Here is a 21,115-nt window from a genome sequence, read left to right as displayed (position 1 = left end):
CAATTTTTTCGGTCAGGATGTGCCCGGCTGCACGGTCAGATCAAATTCGCTGGTCACGTCGGGGCACCCGTTGCCCGTGACCGTCAGCACCAAGGTGGTCGATGCATCCGGCGCCTTGATCGTTGTCGTGCCGGTCTGTTTGGCTGTGTCCAAGTCTACAGGTTTCGACGGCTGGCCCAAGCCAATTGACAGGCTGGCCGAAACCGCATTGCCGGTCGCGTAGCTCAGCACCACGTTCTGACCCGGTGCCGGGCTGTCCGGCGCTGCGGTGATCACCTGAACCTGGAGTTCTGGCCCGGTGCCAAGATAGGCCTTTAGCGGGCCGGTCCCTGCGCCGGGGCCATAGGTCGTCAACACGTTGTTATCGGTCTGCAAATCCGTCTTGGGCCATCCCGGCGCCGGATTGGCAACACTCGGGGGTTCGACGGTTTTCTTGGTCATGTCGCTATAGCGGAACCACCTGATGCGCACCGGCTCGAATGTGATGGTGGCGGTGTCGGTTGCCGGCCCGCCATGGCCCTTGGCCGTCAGGGTATAGACCACCGATGATACGTTGCCCGTCAGGGCGCTGCCCGGTGTCACCGTCATGGTGCCTGACCTGTCCACGGTGACGGACTTGTCCGGGGCCTCCAGCACGGGGTCGGCGTCGGCGAATTCGCTTTCCCATGTCAGCGTCACCTCATCCGCGGTGCCGATGGGCGCCGTCGCATCGCTCTCCAGCCGGGCCGAGACGCTGCCGACAAAGGCCACCGTGACCGCCTGTGTCGACTGCCTGTCATCGGTGAACAGCTGCAACAGATAGCTTTGCGAGGGGGCGCCCACGTCGATCTGATAGCTGTCGGTAAAACGGCCCGTGCCCTTGATATCCCGCCGGATGCTGCCCGGTTGCAGCACCACATAGCTGCCCCCGGACACGACCCAAGTCAGGTTCGTCTTGGTGCCGTTTGTCACGGTCACGGGCGAGGCGTAGAAGCTGTGGATGTCCAGGTCGGTCGCGACCTTGGCGATGGTTTTGGTCACGTTTGCCTGATTGGCCGATTCCTGAATGACGAACGCGGCAGTGCCCTTGGACGGGCTGACTTGCAGGGTGTTGAAGGTGAAACTGACGCTTTCGAGGGGCTTCAGCGCCGGGCCTTTCAGCGCCACATAGGGTTTGGCCTGATTCAGGTAGGGGCTGATCTGCCAGTTGCGGTTGGGGCTGGCGATGGTCATGCCGCCAGCCGCGACGGTGATGTCATCCGGGTCCGGCCCGATCGGGATCAGGATATAAAGGGTCTGCCCACTGGGGCCATCGTCGGTCCGGCTGGGGTTGGTGATGGTCAATGTCGGCGCGGCCATCGCCCCGACGAACAGGCTGGCGGGATCAAACCGGTATTGATACGCCGGCTCCGGGCCGGTGCCATCATTGGCCTTGGCCGCCGCCTGCGCGAGGGTCGCCGTGATCTGGTCCTGTGTCAGTTCCATCACTCATCCTCTCGTTCGATAAAGGTCATTTCGGCCAGCGGTGCGTCCTTGTCGCCGCCGACGGGTCGTTTCGGCACCAGCCCCAGCCAGCCCTCGCGCAGCGTCGGTACGCGGTTGGGCACCACCATGCCGGGCTGGGACGGTTGCAGGTTCTTCACCGTCTCCCACGTCGTGATACCGGTCCGCGCGATCCAGCTCCAGTTGCCGGCCACGTTGGCGGGCAGGGGCATCTGGACCTGCGCCGGATCGGTCAGGATCGGCCCGATGCGGAAGGTCGCCAATAGCTGATTCATCGCCGCCACAGACGCCGCCGGCAGCGCGGCGGTCTGGACGGGCAGCACGCCCGACATCACCGGGATCACGCCGCGCGGGTCCATCAGCACGGTCAGTTTGGCGACAGCACCACCGGGTTTCAACGGAACCGACGGATCAGCGTTCAGATACCCCGAGGCCGACGGCGCGTTCAGCGCGACAAGGCCCGGCAGGTCATTCAACGTCTGCGATAGCTGGCTGGCGGCGCTGCCACGCGGCGCCCGCACCGCCCGCCGGACCCCGCCCATCGACGCCGAGAAGCCGCGCAGCGGGTTCAGCAGGGAATAGTCATCATTCAGAAAATACCCCAGCGCCCCATTGCCGGTATAGTGGATATCCCCGATGAACGTGCGAAAGGCGATGTCAGGCAGGCCGCCGGTGTTGTCCTTGCCGGTTTCTGCCCACGACTGATTGACCGCAGCGGGACCGGACTGTTCCAGATTGATTTCGGCCCGCACCACCGCCACCGGCTGTCCGATCAGCACGGCAAGGTTATCATCCGCCGGTTGCTGTGTGCCTGCGGTGGCCCACATGGTGACGTCGATCACATCCAGCAAATCGTGCAGCGCCGCATCGCCGCTGGTGTCGGCCTGCGCCAACAGCGCAGTGACAAAGCCCAGCAGATGCGCGTTCGCGATAGCCGGCGGCGCGCCAAGCGGCACGTTCGAGCCGGGCGTGGGATCCCAGCGGATACTGGCCCCGGCATCGGTTATCACCGGCAGCAGCTCTCCCAGAGGGGTGCCGGACTGGTCGAACACCAGAACCGAGTTGTCCAGATGGTTCGGCAGCAGCCAGCCCACCACGGGGTTCGTCAGGTTCGATGAATTGGTCCTGATCGCGTCATTGTCGGCGTCCAGCAGGGTCAGCTGCAGGCGGCTGGGTTGCTGCATCGCAGGGGCGATCTGTATGTAGCGGGCGTTGTCATTGCCGCCAGCGTCGCGGGTCGTGACCGATTGCGACCGGATCGGCAGGACGGTTTCGCCGGGGTTGGTGACGCGCAGGATCTGCCCGAAGGCATCCACGATCCAGACCTGATCCAGCGTGAAATGCCCCGCGCGCAAGGGGTAGAATCCGGGCGCCTGCCCATTGCCGGGCAGCGGCACCATCGACGGCGCCTGTCGCAGATAGCTGTCCAGCGCGGGGTCGGCGGGGTAGGTCAGCTGCGTCATCTGGCTGACCCGCTGCAACATGGTGGGGCCAAGGGCGGCGATCGTGCCGGTGATCACGTCGAAATCTTCGATCTCGCGATAGGCATTTTGCAAGGCGGTCTGTTGCGAAATCGGCAGCTTCTTGAAATTGGGATCGGATTCCGTGAAATCCTTGAGCTTGCCTGCCAGCCCTGCGGCGATCTGCGTACCCAGTACCGTGCGGCCGGTGATCGTCTCGCTTTGGCTGGCGATGGCCGTGCCGGTCCAGTCATATTGGATTCCGGCCAGATTCCAGTCCTGCAACATGCCGTCGGCCTGCTGCGCCGAAGGATGCCATGTCACCTGCCAGTCGATGAACAGGGGCGACCACGGGGGGGACCAGCCCATGATCGCGCGCTTCATCGGCACGACCCCTTGAAACCCGACCGAGGCGCCGACGATCTGTTCGTCGAAATCCGTCAGGGGCGTTGCGGCGCCGGGGGCGGCCTGCTGGGCGGCGATGGTCTGGGTCAGGGCTGTCAGTTGGGCCGGGGTGGGCGAGGATATCCCGGCCTTGGCAAAGGCGATCTTGGCCAGAAGTTCGGCATTGGCGGTGTCGAAAAACAGCATTTCGATCAGGAAATCGTCCAGCTCCTTGGGGATACCCGCCGGGGCGCGGGGCAGGGACACCGCGCCCGCCAGATCGTCAGCGGTGATCGTTTCAATCGTCGCGCCGGGGACCACAACGGTCAACCCGGTGATGGTCTGGCCGGTGAACCGGCACAGCAGCAGATCGTCGGGGCTGCCATCCTGACCGGGGGCCAGAAACCTTGTGTCCTGCTTGGCGCCCGCAATCATCAGGCTGGGCGTCGCCGGCGCGCGAAACCGGGGGGCACCGGTGCTGGACAGAACAAACGCAGTGCCGAGCGCCTCGGTCAGGGCGGTTTTGGCCGCGCCCATATCCCCCTCATTCTTGGCTTGCCGGGTCTTGAGCGTCGCCAAGGTGGCGCTGACCGAGGTAATCGCATCCTCGATCTGCTTGCGCCGCTCTTGGGTTTTTTTGTCATCAAACGGCGAACTGGGCGTGCGCACCAGCTTGAACACCAGCGCAAACAGTTCCTCGCTATAGCCTGCCACGGTCGCAAGCGTGGCATCCAGCGCGGTTTGGGCCTCGTTCAGGGCGGTCAGCGCGGTGGTCTGATCCTCGCTGAGGTTGACGGTCTGAAGCGATTTACCGCGATCCGCGTCCGAATCTGACGGCGGCGCGACCACCCAGCGGGTGCCGCCGTCGATTTTGGGAAAGCGCGCGCCAAAGGCCCTTTCCTCGAAGATCGACGGTTCCTGAATGTAGTCAAAGGCCAGATCCTGCTGAACCGCCAGCAGCAGGTTTTCCAGCGTTGGCTGTTTCAGCTCGGCGGCCAGCCACGCGGCAATGCCTTCGTACCCAGTGCCGCCAATGGCGATGGTGACCGGGTTCTGCCCGTCCAGAATGGGATCGCGCGGGTAGGCGGCCTGTGGCCCCTTCCAGTCGATCCCGTAGACCATGCCGTGGCACAGCGATTGGCTGGCCAGTTGGTACTGTATCGCGGGGATCGCCTTGGGATTCGTGATCGGATGATCCTTCTGCCACGCCTGCCAGTCCGTCTGGGCCGCCTCCAACCCGACCGCGCCACCCAGCCCGAACCGCAGGGCAGTCTGGATGTCCTGCCATTCCTCTTGCGTGGCGAAGCCGGTCGGTTCAGAAGGCGTCACCCCCAGGACAGGGTCAAACCCGGCATCCGAATACCACCCCACCGCGGCATAGCTGATCTGCCCCGCGTCGATCCCCGTCAGCGGGTCATGAAAACACAACACATCGCGCGTGTTCTGATAGGTCGACACCCACGAGACGCTGCCCGGCCCCATCGCCAGCAACAGCGGCTCGGACGGGCCGGCAGGGTCCGTCCACTTCGCAAGGTCAAAGGATTTGCCGATCCACACCGATTTGCCCACCGTCGTGGGATCGGGATAGCTGTTGCTGCCGTCGGTATCGTCGACAAAATCAGATTGCAGCACCGTCACCGTCAGCACCGGTGCGGTGCCGGGGGCGGACGTGAGGGCGCGCACGAACAGCCAGCGGTTGGGGATCGCCGGAAACTGCACCGATCCGTCAGGCAATTGCGTGCCGTTGCGAAAACTGTAGGGCAGGGTGATCTGCAAATGTGCGCCGGTTTCGGGCGGCGCGGCGCTGGGTTCGAACGCCTTGCTTTCGGGGTCGAACGCCTCGGCCAGTTTGCGGTAGTCGATGGTCAGATCGGCCCATGTGCCGCTCTGGTTTGGCTGGCCGATCAGCAGGCATTCCAGCGCGGTGGGCACCAACATGCGCGGGCCGGGCCACAGGGGGTTGTCAAACCCTTGGGTCGAGACAGAGTTTGTCGCGGTCATTGTGGCGTGCTCCCTGCGTTCAACGGGCTGGCAACGCCCCACTCAAAACTTTGCAATCCGGCGGAACGCACCATCTGCACCGCAAATTCCGCCGAGGTGAAGGTATCCTGCGGGTCCAGCGCGGATTGCTTTTTCAGCGCCGCCTTCAGGTTTTCGGCGGTCTTGGTAATGTCCAGCACGCCGGGGTGGGCGGTATTGCTGCGCATCGCGACCGGCGCTTCGACGCTGCCGATCTGTTCGCCCGCCGCGTGTTTGTCATTGCCCGACCCGCCCGCGCTGAGCCAGCGCAGGAAGCTGTAATAGTCACTGCCATCGGGGCGGATGCCAAAATGCAGGCTTTCGGGCGGTTGCAGGATATCGACCCGCTTGGGCAGCCCCTCGAACAGGGCGATCAGGATGTTGTCCGACAGCCGGTCCAGCCGCAGCAGGGGCAGTTTCTGACTGTCCGCCGTGGTCCCGGCATAGGCCGAAATTTCCATCCCCGGCCATCCCGACACCGCCGCCGAGCGCAGCAGGAATCCGGTGATCGGCCCGACGGTCTGTCCGGCGGGCGCCGCCGGTTTGCCGCGCATTTTCGCCCGCACGCCTGACGTGCCCAGCATGGCCTGATCGACGATCTTTTCGATTGCGCCCATCAGCTGAACGGTGTCGGCGCTGCTGGACATGCCAATGCTGACCGCGCCTTCGACCAACCGGTGCAGCCAATTGGTATCGATATAGAAAAACCTGATGGATTCGCGGGGCAGCATCCGCGCCTGCGGCACCAGATATTCAAACGGCACGCCGTACAGCAGCGACGCCTGCGCCAGCCAGTCGATCACCGACTGCGGCAGAGGCACCGGCAAGGCGTTGGCGTCCGCGACCTCGGCGGCCTCGACGCTTGCGCCGGAGGTTTTTTCCATCACAGGCGCGGCGGCAGTCCGCATCACATCGGTCAAAAGCACGCGCCGGTTGTTTTGTGTCTGTGTCATCTGCGCTCACTCCACCTCTTGCATGGGGCCAAAGACCTGATCCAGCAGATCGTCCAATCCGTCCGCAGCCTCCGGCGCAAAGGACAAGGCCGGGCGTTGCAACCGTTCGCCGTGGGGCGCGTGGCTGGGCGGTCTGTCCTCGCGGCGTTGCCGTCTGGGAATGGCGGACAGGGGGCTGCCGGTATCGTGCGGCTCGATCGCGGCGAACGCATTGCCAAGCGCGGTGGTGGCCGCGAAATGCGCCATCATCTGACTGCGCCCCGCCGGCTGCGGTCTGCTGGGGGTCAGGGGCGCGGCCTCGACCTCGGGCAGGGCCTGCGCCAGCGCGGTAAGGTTCGCGGTGCCCTTGGTCGCCGCGTGCATGGCGCGGCGCCAGTCATAGAGTTGGCGGGCGAATGTGGCGTCGGACAGCCCCAGCAGCCGCCCGATCTGCCATGCCGCCGCCTGGGACAGGTCAAACAGCGCGGTTTTCGGATCATAGCGAATGGCCAGATCGCCGTACTGAAACGCGCCCAGATCGTCATTCTTGGTCGGAACCGCCGACAGCGGACCGCGATACCATGCGGTTGCGTCCTCGCCCGCGCGCATCCGGTAGGTCAGCGGCGCATAGCCCATCCCCAGCCCCATCGCCGCCACTTTGGAATTCTCGTCCGTGGCGGTGATCGTCTTGTGCGACACGCCGACCAGATCGACGCCGCCCTTCTTGGGCAGGTTTTGCATGATCTCGATAAAGTCGCCGGGCATCGGGATTGCCTGCACCTTCCACCACGCCAGCGACGCAAGCCGGAAGGTGGTGACACCCGCCGCAATCGCATGTCCGGGCAGATGATCCTGATGCCCCTCCAGCGAGACGAGGAAGACATAGTTCACCACGTCGTCGGTTTTCGATGTCTGGATGATCCGGTTGCCGACCACGACCGAAAAGCTGCCATCCTCGTCCAGCCCCAGAATTTCCTTGTCATCGGTGTTCACGTCGCGCACATGCGCCAGATACATCAGATCATCCAGCGTCGGGGCGATGGCCTGAAACAGCTGCGCCTCCAGATCCAGATACAGCATCGGGGTTTTCAGCTCGTCCGGGCTGAGGTTCAGCTTCGGGCCTGCAATCGCGGGATTCGCGCTCTGCACCAGATCGCCCGCCGTGCCGGTCACGACCGGGGAGGGCGCCGCGATTTCCGCAGCGGCGCCGCCCAGTTCGGCGGCGGTCAGGCTGATCAGCCCCATCCACGGCGTCGATACCGTATCCGCGGGGACAGGATTGCCGTCAATGGTTCTGACCCACGGCAAGATGCGCCGCCGCAGGACGATATTGGGGATGTAGTTTTCCCAATCCCCCGCCTGATTTGCGGGGGGAACCACCATCTGCACATCGGTGGGCGCCAGCGCAAAGCGTGGGCCATCCACGATAAATTCCTGCTTTGCCTGATAGGTGGGTGTTTCGTCCTCGTGCTGCAACACGACCTCTTGCTGACCGGACAGTGCGTAGGCGCCGGCAGGCAACGGGGGCAAGGCGGCCTGACTGAACCGGATTTCGCCCGGTTTGATTTCATCGTCGGTGGCAAGTGCGATCTGGTTAGCCATGACATGCCCTAACTTTTGCAAATATCTGTCTCATCCGCGGTAGACCCGAAGCGTCGTGCGCCCGTTCGCGGCCCGCATGGCTTCGATCCCGGGCAGGGGCCGCGCCAAGGAGGTCAGCACATGGCCCTCCCACCCTTGCAGGACCGCCGCGCGATCGCCCTTCCAGCCGTACACACCGGCCAGATCCTCGGTCCCCGACACCAGAACCGCGTGGCGGTCCGGCGTCCCGGCGGGCAGGTCCGTGAGGTCAAAGATCAGCGCAACGCCATCATATGTCTCCAGCACGTCGACCGGTTCCGAGGCGCCGTCATAGCTGACATGCCAGGGGGATGTCGTCGCCGCACATTTGACGCGCACGCCGTAAGGATCGGCGCCATGTTTCAGGACGACAGCGACGGTGCGAACCGGGCTGCCAAAGATGGTTTCGGCCCAGCCGCTGGCGGTTTCGCCCACGCCATGCTGCACCCGGTTGCTGGTCATCAGACCGTGCCCGCTGATGGTTCCGCGCCGCTGTTCGCGTCGGCTGTGGCGCAGGCGCGGGCTGCTTTGGGGGCGGATCGTGCAGCCATCGCCCAGCATCGTGTGATGGGCGACCTGAAACAGCGTGCTGCGCAGGTTCCACCCGGCGGGGGCGCCGTGATCGCACGCCCCCAGACCCAGGCACGCCACATGCGCCGCGTCTTGCGGCAGCGCCACGTCGCCGGTGTCATCGTCGGGCGCGACGATGCCGTCGGACAGGATGCGCCCCGAGGCGTCAAAGGCATAGACCTGCACCGGCACCGCGCCATCCACCTGAATCATCGGCTGCCCCGCGCCGCTGCCCAGATCCAGCACCGCCAGAGTACCCCGGCGCAGACCGGTCTGCAGGCCATCCTGCGCGTGGTGCGCGCGTTCGGTAACGTTGTGGCCGGTGTGATCGACATCCTTCCAGCGCGCGACGATCTTGGGAGTGGCCAGGTAGATCGAGCGTTCGCCTGCCGCCGCCACTTTGCCGGGCAACGCGAAGCTTTGCGTGCCGCCCAGAAAACGCGGCGCAATTTCGGCGCGCTCGGGGTCGCCCATCGCTGCAGAGACCTGCGCCATGGGCGTGGCTTCCAGGTCGACCACGGGCGCCGCCGTCGCCGCTTGATCAAAGCCAAGCTCGGCCAGATGCGGCGGTGCCTGAAACAGATCATCCGCGAATTTCGCCAGAACGCTCAGGTTCTGATCGACAATCGCCGCGACGTCGCTATCCGTCACCGCCTGCATGATCGCGGCCCGGCGCGCGGCCGGGGCATCGGCGGTACTGGCATCCATGACCGTGCGCATTAGGGTCGCGAACCGTTGATCCTGCGGCAGCGCCGGCGGAACCGGCAGGAAGCTGGGCGTGATATCAAAGGGCAGGGGCAGGGCGGCGGCGCTTTCGTGGCCGAACGCCTTGATCAGGTCCATCCCTTCCAGAATATCGACCAGATGATCGCCGGTGGTGCTGATCGACAGGCCGAACTGGGCGCCGGAAATCATGGTGGCGGTTGGCTCTCCGCCGGGTTCGAACTGCTTGGTGGACCAGACGGCATCGGGGGCGCCGCCGGTCAGGCCCTGCGTGACCACGCCGGGGCGGTCCAGCGACACGATGACCCAGTCCTTGGCGTCGTTCTGCGTCTTGAGCGTGGCGGCGATGGCGGTGGTGACATCCGGCTGCCCCATGGGCTGAATCCCAAGCGGCGGGCTGGCCGCTGAATAGGTGGATTGCGCCGCCGTCACCGTGCTGCCGGGCATGACCGAGCGCAGTTCGAGCGTAAAGGGCATCGCCTGGACCACGGCGCCGTTACCGGTGTGATCGCTCAGCAATCCGTTGGTGATCTGCACCTTCAGGACTACCTGATCATAGCCGGGCTTGGCCGCAGGGGCGGTGCCCTGGGCCACGGCCATGGCGACGACTTCGTCCTTCTTCGGCGGTTGCGGCAGCATCCGCTCCTGAAAGATGTGCCAGGGCAAGGCGGCCTTGCTGGCGTCCTTGTCATCCTGCACGCCGAACGGAATATCGAACGAGATCACGAACCAGCTGACATGCACGATCCCGGCGGTGGGCGGGCCCCATATCTGCAACTGCGCCCCCAGTTCGGCGGTCAGTGTGATGTCGACCCCGCCGATCGTGACGCCCAGCGAGGCGCCGACCGTGATGTGGACCTCGATGGTGTAATAGAACGGCTGCCATGAGATCAGGAAGTCCGCCCCGGCATCGAACCACGCCTTCAGCGGCCCGGCACTGAACAACGCCTTGAGGTAGCCGCCCGCCATCACCATCGACGGGGTCAGCGCGAAATAGGTGCCGCCGCCGATGCTGAGCTTGACCGAGGACGTATCCAGAACCGGCCAGTCAAAGCCCAGCCGCGGCACGTTGGGGTAATAGGGCGGCGGTTTGAACGCCGGGTGATAGCCACCCAGCGTAATGACGAAATCACCGGCGTTGGGGTTGGTGCCGAACCAGAACTTGGCGGCAAAGCCCCCGGTCAGCTTGCAATCCTTGACCAGCAGGAACGAATTGGGCGTCAGCTGCGCGGTCACCGAAATTACGCCCTCGGTGATCTTGAACGAGGCGACGACCGCCAGCTCGATAAAGGCAAGCGCCTTGGGGGGGGGGATTTCCGGGGGCAGGCTAGCGCTGGCCACGCCGATCACGTCGATTTCAAACTCGCGCCCGAATTTGACCAGCAGCATGGCAAAGACGTCGACCAGTTCGAAGCTGCTGAACTTGAGGCCCGCCGCCGCCCAGTAGGTTCCGATTTCGGGATAGACCGTGTCAGACAGGGTGGCCAGCGCGCTCTTGGGTGTCGGATTATCGCCAAAGGTCGCTTGCGAAATCGCCCCCTGGATCAGCGGAAAGCCCATGATGTCACCCGCATCGGGCACGATGATGTTGCGGTTGACCGAAAAACCGCCGGCAATCCCTTTGACGAAAAAGGCCGGCACGCCGCCAAGCGGCGCGTTGACATTGAGAAAGACAAAGAACGAAATCGCGTTGCCCTTGGAGGGGTCGTTGGGGTCGTTCGGGATCATCGCAAAGGACCCGACCGCATAGATCGTAAAGCTGCCGATCTTGACCAGCAGCTGCCCGTCATAGCGCAGCGGATCATCGTTTTTCAGCAGGCCGCCGTCGATGGACACCGCGCCGCCGTTAAAGCTGACGGCAAGCCCGCCCAGATCCAGTTCGTACTGCGAATAATCGGTGATTTTGGTCACGTTCACGCTGACCGACAGCTCGATCAGGTCGACGGTCAGACCGGCAAGGTTGAGGCTGCCATCGAACAGCACACTGGCCAGCCGCTTGGGGTTGTCCCAGCCAAAGCCGATCTTGTTCGCCGTGACCGGCCCGAACGAGCGCTGCACCGGAATCCAGATGCGGGTCTGGCCGGTGCCGCTGGAATCATACAGCTCCACCCCCAGATCATGCCCGCTGATATAGCCCGCCCGCGCGGAAAAACCGGGGTTGGTCGGCGGGTTGGACTGGGTGTCATCATCGCCCGACCCCAACAGGTTTTCGGCCACCGCGTTGCCCTTGTCCCCAGGCACCATCGCATTGGGCGCCAGCGAAATGGCAATGTCCTCAAAGTCGATGCCGCCGCCATAGCTGTCGACGACGCTCGGCTTGGCGAAATCGAACGAGATCAGGCCGCGCGGTTTGATCTTGCCCAGTTGGAACCGGGTCAGATCGATCAGCGGCTGGCCGGTTTTGCCCTGAAAATCGACGCCGACATTGATCAGGCGCAGCTTCAGCTTGCCAAAATCGGGGACCAGATCGTCCAGCGGTACATAGGCGGCGATGCCGGATTCAAAATCCTTCGGGTCCGCCCCGGTCAGCGCAATCCAGTTGGTATCCTCGGCGCCGATCTGGAACACGAAATTCGGCGCCGCCTTCAGCGACAGATCGGTGACAGCAAAGCGGATGCCAAAGGCGGCACTGTCGTTCGGATCAGGCTCCAGCCAGATACCGCCGCCCTCGCCAATGGCGAGGATCTGAATCTGCGTCTGGGTCAGCGCCTTGACAAAACCACCCAGGAATTTCTCCGGCCCCAGCGCCAGCAGCGCGTCCAAATCGTTCAGGATGTAGGTCTTGCCACTCATCACCAGCATCTGGGTATCGACCAGCACCTTGCCCGGTTCCAGTGGCACCTTGTCGGTCAGCGGCGCGTCCAGCCAGCCCTCGACCGCCTTGGTGTTCAGCACCACGATCGACACATAGCGCGGCAGGACGTATTTCAGAACATCCAGCAGCCACAGCTCCAGCGCGGCTTCCAGCGCCTTGTCATAGCCGGTCTTGTCCGTCACGCCAAAGAGGTTGGGCAGCAGTTCCACCTTCATCTTGCCGGGTTTGCCCCTGGTCATCATCGGGTCGATCAGCGCCGACACATGGCCGCCGCCCGCACTGTCAAAGCTGATGGACAGGCCGGGGCCCTCGTCCAGCGCGACGATGGCCTGCGTGGTCAGGCCGAAGGTCACGATCGGGGTCGCATCGCCCTGAACGGGGATGCCCACACCGGTCGGGGCAAGGGCAATCACCACATGGTCATCGGCCACTTTGGTGGCCAGGGTGGCCCAGATGCCGATCTGCTGGTTGCCCGTCTCGCCCTTCAGGCCGGCGATGATCGTGACCGGAACCTTGTCTGACGGCGCATAGCTCAGCAGCCCGCCATCGGACGTGACCCCGTCCAGCGCAAGGCTGATCAGGTCCGCCACGGCCGAGGCCGTCGCGGCCGCGTTCGTTGGCGTCAGCCGGTCGGTCAGCCAGCCAAAGGCGGCGGTCTCCAGCTTGGCCGGGTCGGGCTGCGCCGCGATCAGGGCCGACACCAGCGCATCGATCTGCAGCGACGTGGCGGTGCTGCGCATCTTGTCAACGAACGCGGCCAGTTTGACATCGCCCTTGTCCTTCAGCCCGGTCAGCAACGCATCCGTGAGGGTGCTCAGCAGTTTCTGCGCCACTTCCGACGCGACCGACAGCGCAAAGGTTTCCCAGCTGCCGAAGGGGATCAGATCAAGCGTCGGCTTGCCATCGCCGACCTGCCCCAGCGTCAGATCAAAGCCCTTGTCGAACCCGCCTTGCAGGAACAGCCCGCCACTCAGCCCCGGTATCTGCGCAACCAGCCGCCCCGCGCCGGTCAGCCCCGGCTGGAAATCCGAGGTCAGCGTCAGGCCAAAGCCCAGCGTATCCAGCGACACGTCGCCGCCCGCCACGGAAATCGGCGCGCTCAGCCCCGGTGTCAGCGCAAACAGACCCGTCGCGGTGCTGGCCGTCGCCTGCAATTGCAGCCCATAGGGCAGGCCGGTCAGCAGCGCGCCATCCGTGGTCTGCGCCAGCGTCAGCCCGGCGGCGGTGCCTGCGGGCAGGGTGGTCAGCACCTTGTTCAGCGCCGCTATGTTCAGCTTGCCATTGGCCCCGACGACGGCATCCGACAGCAGCCAGCCCAGCGGGTCTTCGAACAGGCCCAGCGTGGATTTCATCACCCATTTGTTGCTGCCTGCCGGGGCCTCTTCGGCAAGGCCGAACAGGGCGAACAGGCTTTGGGCCAGTTGATATTGATCCAGCAGCCGGTCCTGCACCACCTCGGCGACAAAGATCGACAGGACATAGGCAGGCGCGACGGCGGCCAGTTGATCGACAAACTTGGTCGCATCAAACGGATACAACGTCAGCGCCGCCGGTTGCGGCACTTTGCCATCGCCCCAGACCAGCGACGTGGTGACGGTGGGCGCGGCGCCGCCGACCGTGTAGCTCAGCCCGGTGACAAGGCTGAACCCGGCATCCGGGATGAACAGATCCAGCGCAAGGGTCATGACCCCGGACTCCAGATCGATGCTGTAGCTCAGCGACGGATCGGCAAAATCGCCCAAGCTCAGGCTGCCGCGCGGCAGGGTGATCGCGATACTGCGCCCGTTCGCGGTAGATATCTCAAGCGGGCCAAGCGTGAATGTGCCGGACCCGTTGCCCATCGTGGCAATCACCGCCGAGCGTGCCGCTGGGGTCGTGACCAGCGCGCTGACGCGGGCGGCAAGCTGCCCCGCCGGATCGCGCAATACCGCGATGATCGCCATCGGATTGGGGGCAAAGCCGTGGGCCTGATCCTGCAAGATCCCCAGCCCGGACAGCAGCGCCAGCAAGGGCTGCGGCACCGCCGCCGAGACTTCGAAATCCAGTGTGGTGCAGATCGCGGCGAACAGATCGGACTGCGTGGCGGGATTGGCCAGCGCCGTCATCAGCGCCCCCGACATGAACCCCACCGGATCGGACGTCAGCGCGCGCCACCCGGCGGCGTCGATACCGTAGCTGGGGTTCGTCTTGGCCGCAGGCACAGCCAGGCCCAGCCCCGCCAGAACCCGGTAGATCTGATCAAAGCTGTCATTGCCGGCGCAGGCTTTGCCGGCGGCGTCGATTCCGGCATTCACCCACGCCTGCAAATCATTCTGCGCCGCCACATCCGACGCAGCCAGCAGTGACAGCGTGTCCCCGCCGGACCGTGTCGCTTCGATCACCGGGGTGACGGTGAACGCGGGCGTGCCCTTGGACAGATCAAGGCCCAGCTCCAGACCCAGCGTCACGTCCTGCACATCGACGCCGCCGACCGTGACCAACGGGCCGGACACGCCGCGCAGCAGGGTCCTGATACCCAGCGCCGGCAGCCCGGCTGAATTCAGCGGCAGACCATTGGCCCATGCCAGCGCCACAGGGTCCAGCCGCACCGAGGTGTCAGCCCTTACCTTGCCGATAGTTGCGGTTTGACGGGTTGTCAGGCCCGGCGCGACAAAGGTTTTGCCCGCGTCCTGCCACAGGCTGCCCTCAACCCCGCCGGGCAGGCCGAGGGGCAGGATATAGGGCGCGTTCTGCGACCCCGCGCCGGTGATTGGCGCGGCCTTGGCGGATTGCCCGTCGATGGCCCAGCCCAGCAGGCCAAGGGCGGCCTTGGCCTGATCGTCGGTCGACAGGACCGCCTTGATCTGGTCGCGCAGCTGGCCAATCGGGTTGTCGAAACTGGTGGGTGTCAGAGTGGGCATGGCGGCGGGCCAGACCACGCCGTCGGGCATGAACGACGCCAGCTTGGGCAGCAGGCCCAGCCATCCGGTCAGGGCCAGCCCGCCCCTGTCCTGCGTGCGATAGAGCGCAACCCCAAGCACCGCCATCAGGATCGACGCAAAGGTCTGCGCCTGCTGGGTCACCAGACTCTCTAGGCTGTCACTGTCGGAATAGTTCATCGCGCTGCCGATGGGCTGCGATACGCCATCGACCACCAGCACGGGCGCCGCCACGTCCATCGACCAGCTCCAAGTGGAATAGGGGCTCCACCCGACGCTGAACGATCCGCTGTCGACCTTCAGCACCGCGCCCGCCACGGCGGGGGTCGACACCCCATCGGGCAGCCGCCCGACAAAACTGACACCGGGCAGGATCTGCGCGCCGGTCAGGCCATCGCCCGCGGCGGCACCCGCATCCAGCCCCAGAACATCCAGCGCGAATCCCAGATCCAACGTATTCCCGGCGATGGGCATCGAGGTCTGCGCGCCGATCCCCAGCACCAGCCGCTGTGCCGTACTGTTGCCAGCCGGTGCAATAGGTGCAATATAGGCCTGCAAGGCGGCGCTGCCTGCTGTCTTGGTCAGGGGCACCGACCACGGCGCGGCCTTGGTCCCCGATCCGGTCACGGCACCGACGCCGGCCTCTTGCAGCACATGGCCAAGGGCCTGAACCATATAATAAAAGGGCGGCTGCCCGGTCACTGGCGTGGTGGTGCGGATCAGATCGCCCCAATAGGCGCCCAACGCGTCGACCGGGTGCTGGATCGAATCCACGATCCCCTTCACCCCGAAGGGCGGGGTCAGCGGCCAGTCGTCGCTGCGCCCGTCGGGGGCGGACACGCCGATCAGGGCCGCCAGAGAAACGCCGATCTTGCTGTCGCTGCCCAGACCGAACAGCTCGTTAAAGACCGTGTTCAGGGCGGCGGTCAGTTCTGCCTCGGCGGCATCGACCAGCTGGTCGGGCTGCGTCAGGTCGATTGAGGGGTATTTGCCCGTTGGCGTGCTGACGCTCATCAGCGCGCAGGCGGGCAGAACGGAAACGCCGGTGCTGGTGATGGCGACAACCAGCCCCAGATTCAGCGCGCCGAATGTATAGGCGCTGCCCCCGATGGACCCCGAGAACAGCGGCTGGCCTTCGGTCTTGTTGCCCAGTGTCAGACCGGCGTGGAACTGCCCCGGCTGGATCGGCGCGGCGCCGCTGGACAGGGCAAAATCAAGGAATTCCATCGCCGCGCTGCCCACCAGCGCGACATCAGTGCTGCCCAGCACGGCAGGGTCGCTGTCAAAGGCAAGGCCCGGATAGAAATGCCGCACGCCCTTGGCATCGGTGGTGGTTGCGGCGCTCAGCTCCAGTTTGCCCACGCCCTTCACCTCGAACACCGGCACCTTGTAGGGGTCTTCGCGGCTGCCGGTTCCTGTCACATCCGGGGCGGTGCCCGAAATACCGCCAATCGCGCCGCCAACGGCCTGTAGCCACGCCGACAGGTTTTTCAGATCGCTGGACAGGGCGGTGAACCAGTTCAGGAACGGCTGCGCCACATCGCCGCCGCTGATCGCGTTTTCGACGAATTGATCCCAGCGCAGGATCGGCAGGGACACATTCGCCACCCCCGGCACTTTCGGACCCAGACCAAGCGCGGGCAGTAGATAGGGCAGCGACGGCTGATCGCCCACCAGCTTGCCCAACGCGGCCAGCGCCAGCGCCGCGGCGGTGGCCAGAATTTCGGCCCCGCTGATCGCCTCGAGATCGGCAAGCGTGCGGTCGCTGGGCGCCGCGTCGGTGGGCAGTTTCAGCCCCAGAACCACCAGTGAGACGGACACCGGCGGGTCCGCCAGAGGCGATATGTTGACCGAGAACCGCACCCCGTCAAACTGGAACCCCGCGACCGAAATCAGCGGGCTGCTGTCGCTGCCCACGACTTCGAAGCCGATGGTGAACGGATGCTTCTCGCTGCCCGCCACGACCGAAACCGACCCATCGCCCAGCAGTACAATCGGGATCAGCCCCCAGACCTTTATGTCGATGCCATCCGGCCCGCCCGACGTCAGATCCAGATCGACCTTTTCGGCGTCGGACAGCGCGACCTTTTGGGTGTACATCACCCCGATGCCGAAAACGGTCGGCGGCTCGCCTTCGCCGGTTGGTTCTGCCTTGGTGGGTTGGGTGGCCAGATACAGCCCGCTTGGCTCGTCCGTGCCGGGTTTGTTGATGGGATACCACGTGCCCAGATCGCCCGGCTCCTTGACCGGGATGCCCAGCGAACTGCCCGACATGTCGCCGATCAGCCCGGCGATCAAAACCGCAAGCGTTTCTGGATTGTTGCCCAGCCCGGCGCCGGTCTTGCCGACCGGATCGGAAAACCAGTCGGGATCGATCTCGTAGACGCCCTGTTCGCCCGCGACCGGGCGCAGCAGCCCGCAGGCAAGGCCAAGCTGAATGACCTGGCCGTCAGTTTCGTTTGCGGAAATCGTGATGGGGCTTGTCATGGCGATGTCACCTTCAACGCTGCGTCAAGGGCGTAAGACGGGGAGTCATGTGATCTCTCCCCATTTGTTGACCCAGTGAATCGTGGGAGGGGGGGAGGTCGCGCCGGGATCGCCCGGGCGCCCGTTCTGCCCGGGCTGTCCGTCCGGTGTGCCGATGCCGCCAGCGCCGCCCGGTCCTGCGGCGCCGCCGGGGCCACCGAGGCCGGGCTGTATGTCAAACACCACGTCGCTGCCGGGTTGGCGGTTGCGGAAATCCAGCCTCAGCTGGCCAGTCGTGGCGCCGCCGCCACCCGGTCCACCGTCGCCGCCATGCCCGCCATCGCCGCCGACGCCCATCTGGAAAAAGGCGATCGTGCCACCGTGCCCGCCGCAACCACCCGGTTGCCCGCCCCCGCCGGCCCCGCCGCGCCCGGGCTGCACCCTCAGGCAGCCATGCCCGGTCATCGTATGCACGGCCACCGCGCAATCATGCAGCGGCGCCGCCGACAGCCCCTGCCCGCCATGGGCGCCGTAGCTCGCATTCCCGCCCGTCGGATGGTCGCGGCTGCCGTGCTGGCCATCCTCGCCCGCGTTGCCGATGCTGCCGTCGCGCCCGTCCTGACTGGTCAGCAGGATGGTCGGCAGATCCCCCCCCGCGTCGCGGGTGCCGACCCATTGCCCGATTGTCAGGCTGCACGCGCCGCCCGTGATGGTGATCTGCGACCCTTCCATCATCGTCAGCTTGTGCAGGTACACCTCCAGCGGGTCGCCAAAAGGCGTTTCCAGCTCCAGCCGGGCGCCTTCGCGCAGAATGATGTGATCGTAGACATGGCGCACGCGCAGGTGTTTCCACGTCTGCACCGGGTCGTGATACGACCGCGCGGCGATCCATGACAGGCGCAGATCCTGGCCGTGCCGCTTGGAATCCAGCCACCGCCAGCGCACCCTATCGGGCGCAATGTCGAGGAAGGTCAGCACGCGGTCCATGTGCGCGCGCGCATCGGTGGGCATTTCCTGATGGCCGCTGCATTGCGGCCCCGAATAGCGCGGCAAAGGCAGATCGAAGGGATCGCAGCCCTGATCCCGGTCCGGGCGGGGCCAGGCCGAGGGTCGCTTGCGCTGTGTCCCGGTGCTGGCCATTTCTATAGGTCCGGATCTTGTTGCATGGTCACGGTGGCCGGTGATCCGTGGGCGCCAAAGCTGCCGGGGGCGCCGCCTGCGCCGGTCGCGCCGCCGGGGCCACCGACGCCGCCCTGGCCCGGATCGCCGCCGCGCCCGCCCAGCAGCTTCAGGGTGAAGGTCGCGTCGGGGGCCTTGGTCTTATAGAAGATCATAACCTGCGGTCCCGGCATCGCCCCGTTTCCGCCATTTCCACCATTGCCACCGCGCCCGCCATCGCCGTCCGGCGCGCCGGTGCCTCCGGCGCCGCCATTGCCGCCATTGCCGCCCGTTCCACCGTTTCCGTTGATATATTCGACAATAAAGTCAGACGTGATTTCCCCGATCTTGAACGTCAGATGGCTGGGGCAACTGCCTTTTGTACCCGCCCCCCCATCGCTGCCATACCCGCCGGACGCACCGGGCGATCCTGCATGTCCCCCCGACGGCGGCATTCCCGGGCTTCCGGCAGGACCGTTGAGGCCCGGCGTGCCATTCACGCCGTCGGTGCCCACCACCGAGATTGTCGGAACCGCGCCCGCGTCGGATGACAGCGTGTCGGCGATAATCTCGGCATTGGTCGAGACGGTCAGCTTGCCGCCCTTTTCGATATGTATGGACGACGCCAGAACCCGCACCGGGCGATCGTCCGGGCTGGTGATCACCATGTTCTGACCTGACCGGATACGGATCGACCCCGCTGCATAGGTGGCTGGCCCTTTTACGCAGACCTGCGCGGGGGCGTGATGAGACGCGGTCGGACTGCCCGTCAATGTGAGCCAGCCGTTGTGATCGGCCGTGTCCAGCGCGGCGCCGCCCAGATGGGCCGGGGCAATCCCGTAAAAGGCCGTCATCCTTGCCATCATCGCGCTCAGCGGGGCGGCGCCCGCGACGTCCTGTGGCGGGTCCGCCCGGGCGGGTAACAGCGCCAATTCCAGCGCGTTGGGGGCATCGCCAGCGCCAGCGGCTGGCCCTGGGGCCATCATCGCACGCGGGTTCAGCAGCGCGTTATACAGCGCCAGCGTATGCCCCGTCGTGCTGCCCGCCGCCGCCGCGCTGCCGCCCGACAGCGACACCTGAACCGGCGGCGCCGCCAGCAGGTTCAGCCCCGCATTCCGGGCGATCACATCCGTCGGGCGGATGATCTGAAAACTTTTGCCCGACAGCTCGGTCGCGAGGGTCGAGGCGAACACCTGATCGCAAAAGCGGTTCGTTCCAAAGCCGTAGATCGCACTGGTCACGGGCACGCCGCCGGTTGGCGTTTTCGTTTGCGCATAGCCGATCATCGTCGCAAGCGAACCGCCGAAATCATGGCCGGTGAAATACAGCTCGCTCTGGGCGATGTTCGCAATACCCGCCAAGGTCGTGGCCAGCGCGGCGTGCAGATCCTGATAGAACCCCGCCAATCCGGTCAGCACCCGCCCCATGCCATCGCCGGGAAACGGCATCAGCGCGCCCTGTTGATTGAACGCCAGCGATTCAACCCATGTGCAGGGGCCGCGCAGGGCGACGACCACCTTGCCCAGCGTCCCAAAGACCGTGCCCCAAAGGACGTTGTTCACTTTGACATCCGCGATCAGGGCATAGCCCCCCGGCAGCGGTGGACTGACCCCGAGGTTGGGATGCTGAAAGCGGGCATAGGCGATCAGGCCCAGCGTCGACAGCGTATAGGCCAGATCGGATTCAAACCCAGCGGGCAGGGGCGGCGCCAGCGACCCGCCATCGGGCAACGCAGGGGCGGCGCGGCCATAGGCCGTCTGGTAAAACGCCGGGGTACGTTCCAGCCACGGCGCATCCGTCGCGGGAACCTTGGCCGAAATCGCCTGCGCCACGCCGCTGGCCACCCAATCTGCGGGCGCCCCCAGGGCAGAGGGGTAGAAATCCAGATCATTCAGATTGGCCACAAAGGTCGCGGGCACCGCCTTGGCCAGACCGGCGGCGTAATTGTCGTTGCCATAATGCGCGCTGGAAAACGCATAGCTGCTGACGGCGGTGGCCTTGCTTTTGGCGCCTTGGGGGCCGTTCGGGTTTTCCTGGCCGGGCCGCAACTCGGCGGCGATCATCTGGGCCACCGGCGCCGATGGCCCCATCCCGACGACGATCAGCGGATAGGATTGGTCAAACCCCGGCACCCGGTCCAGATCATCCAGCGCCGTCCAGACCTTGCGGCGCAGATTGGAGAACATCAGCGCATATCCCAGCGCGACCTGCGCCAGTTTCTTGCCGCTGATCAATTGCGTTTGCAACTGCAACGAGGCGGGCGGGGAATCTCCGGTTGTCAGGTAGTTTTGCAAAAAGAACGTGTTGAACCCCGCCCAATTCACCGAAATGGCCAGAACCGCGACCGGGTCGTCAATACCGGCCAGCGTTCCCGCGGCCAGAACCCCCTGACCGCCGCCCGTCTGCAACCCCGGCGAGTCAAACACCGTAACCGCGTTCAGATTGGTCGGGGCGATATTGGGCAGCCGGACGTTGGTCAGATCCCCGCCGGCCACATCGATCAGGTCCAGCAGCGCCGAGGCCGTTTGCGGGGAATAGGTGATCACGCTGCCCATGTCGGATATCTTC

The 21,115-nt window shown here is 65.3% G+C and carries 7 protein-coding genes; all 7 read right to left on the bottom strand.

Annotation, left to right across the window (positions count from 1 at the left end; genetic code table 11):
* Nucleotides 1–12: 12 nt before the first annotated feature.
* The 7 genes from FGD77_RS03455 to FGD77_RS03425 are packed head-to-tail and all read right to left on the bottom strand — an operon-like array spanning nt 13 to nt 21,102.
* Nucleotides 13–1,464: a hypothetical protein gene (locus FGD77_RS03455; RefSeq protein ID WP_255006408.1), complete on the bottom strand. Its 1,452-nt coding sequence runs from the start codon at nt 1,462–1,464 to the stop codon at nt 13–15.
* Nucleotides 1,464–5,327, bottom strand: coding sequence for a hypothetical protein (locus tag FGD77_RS03450; RefSeq protein ID WP_255006407.1), 3,864 nt, complete (start codon nt 5,325–5,327; stop codon nt 1,464–1,466). Before FGD77_RS03450 ends, FGD77_RS03455 begins: the two co-directional genes overlap by 1 nt.
* Entirely contained in the window at nt 5,324–6,298 is a 975-nt protein-coding gene (locus tag FGD77_RS03445) for a hypothetical protein (RefSeq protein ID WP_255006406.1), read from the bottom strand. The genes FGD77_RS03450 and FGD77_RS03445 overlap by 4 nt, the downstream gene beginning before the upstream one ends.
* A 6-nt stretch (nt 6,299–6,304) precedes the next feature.
* Complete coding sequence (locus tag FGD77_RS03440; protein WP_255006404.1) at nt 6,305–7,879, bottom strand: hypothetical protein; 1,575 nt, start codon at nt 7,877–7,879, stop codon at nt 6,305–6,307.
* Nucleotides 7,880–7,909: 30 nt separating this feature from the next.
* Nucleotides 7,910–17,410: a YdbH domain-containing protein gene (locus FGD77_RS03435; RefSeq protein WP_255006401.1), complete on the bottom strand. Its 9,501-nt coding sequence runs from the start codon at nt 17,408–17,410 to the stop codon at nt 7,910–7,912.
* 45 nt (nt 17,411–17,455) lie between these two features.
* Complete coding sequence (locus FGD77_RS03430; RefSeq protein ID WP_255006472.1) at nt 17,456–18,529, bottom strand: hypothetical protein; 1,074 nt, start codon at nt 18,527–18,529, stop codon at nt 17,456–17,458.
* Between the two features lie 2 nt (nt 18,530–18,531).
* On the bottom strand, nt 18,532–21,102 hold the full coding sequence (locus FGD77_RS03425; protein WP_255006399.1) for a lipase family protein: 2,571 nt from the start codon (nt 21,100–21,102) through the stop codon (nt 18,532–18,534).
* Nucleotides 21,103–21,115 lie beyond the last annotated feature (13 nt).

This window comes from Roseovarius sp. M141 (genome assembly GCF_024355225.1).
Taxonomy (GTDB): Bacteria; Pseudomonadota; Alphaproteobacteria; order Rhodobacterales; family Rhodobacteraceae; genus Roseovarius.
Note: the sequence above shows the minus strand (reverse complement) of the source record. Positions and strands in the feature narration are given on the sequence as shown.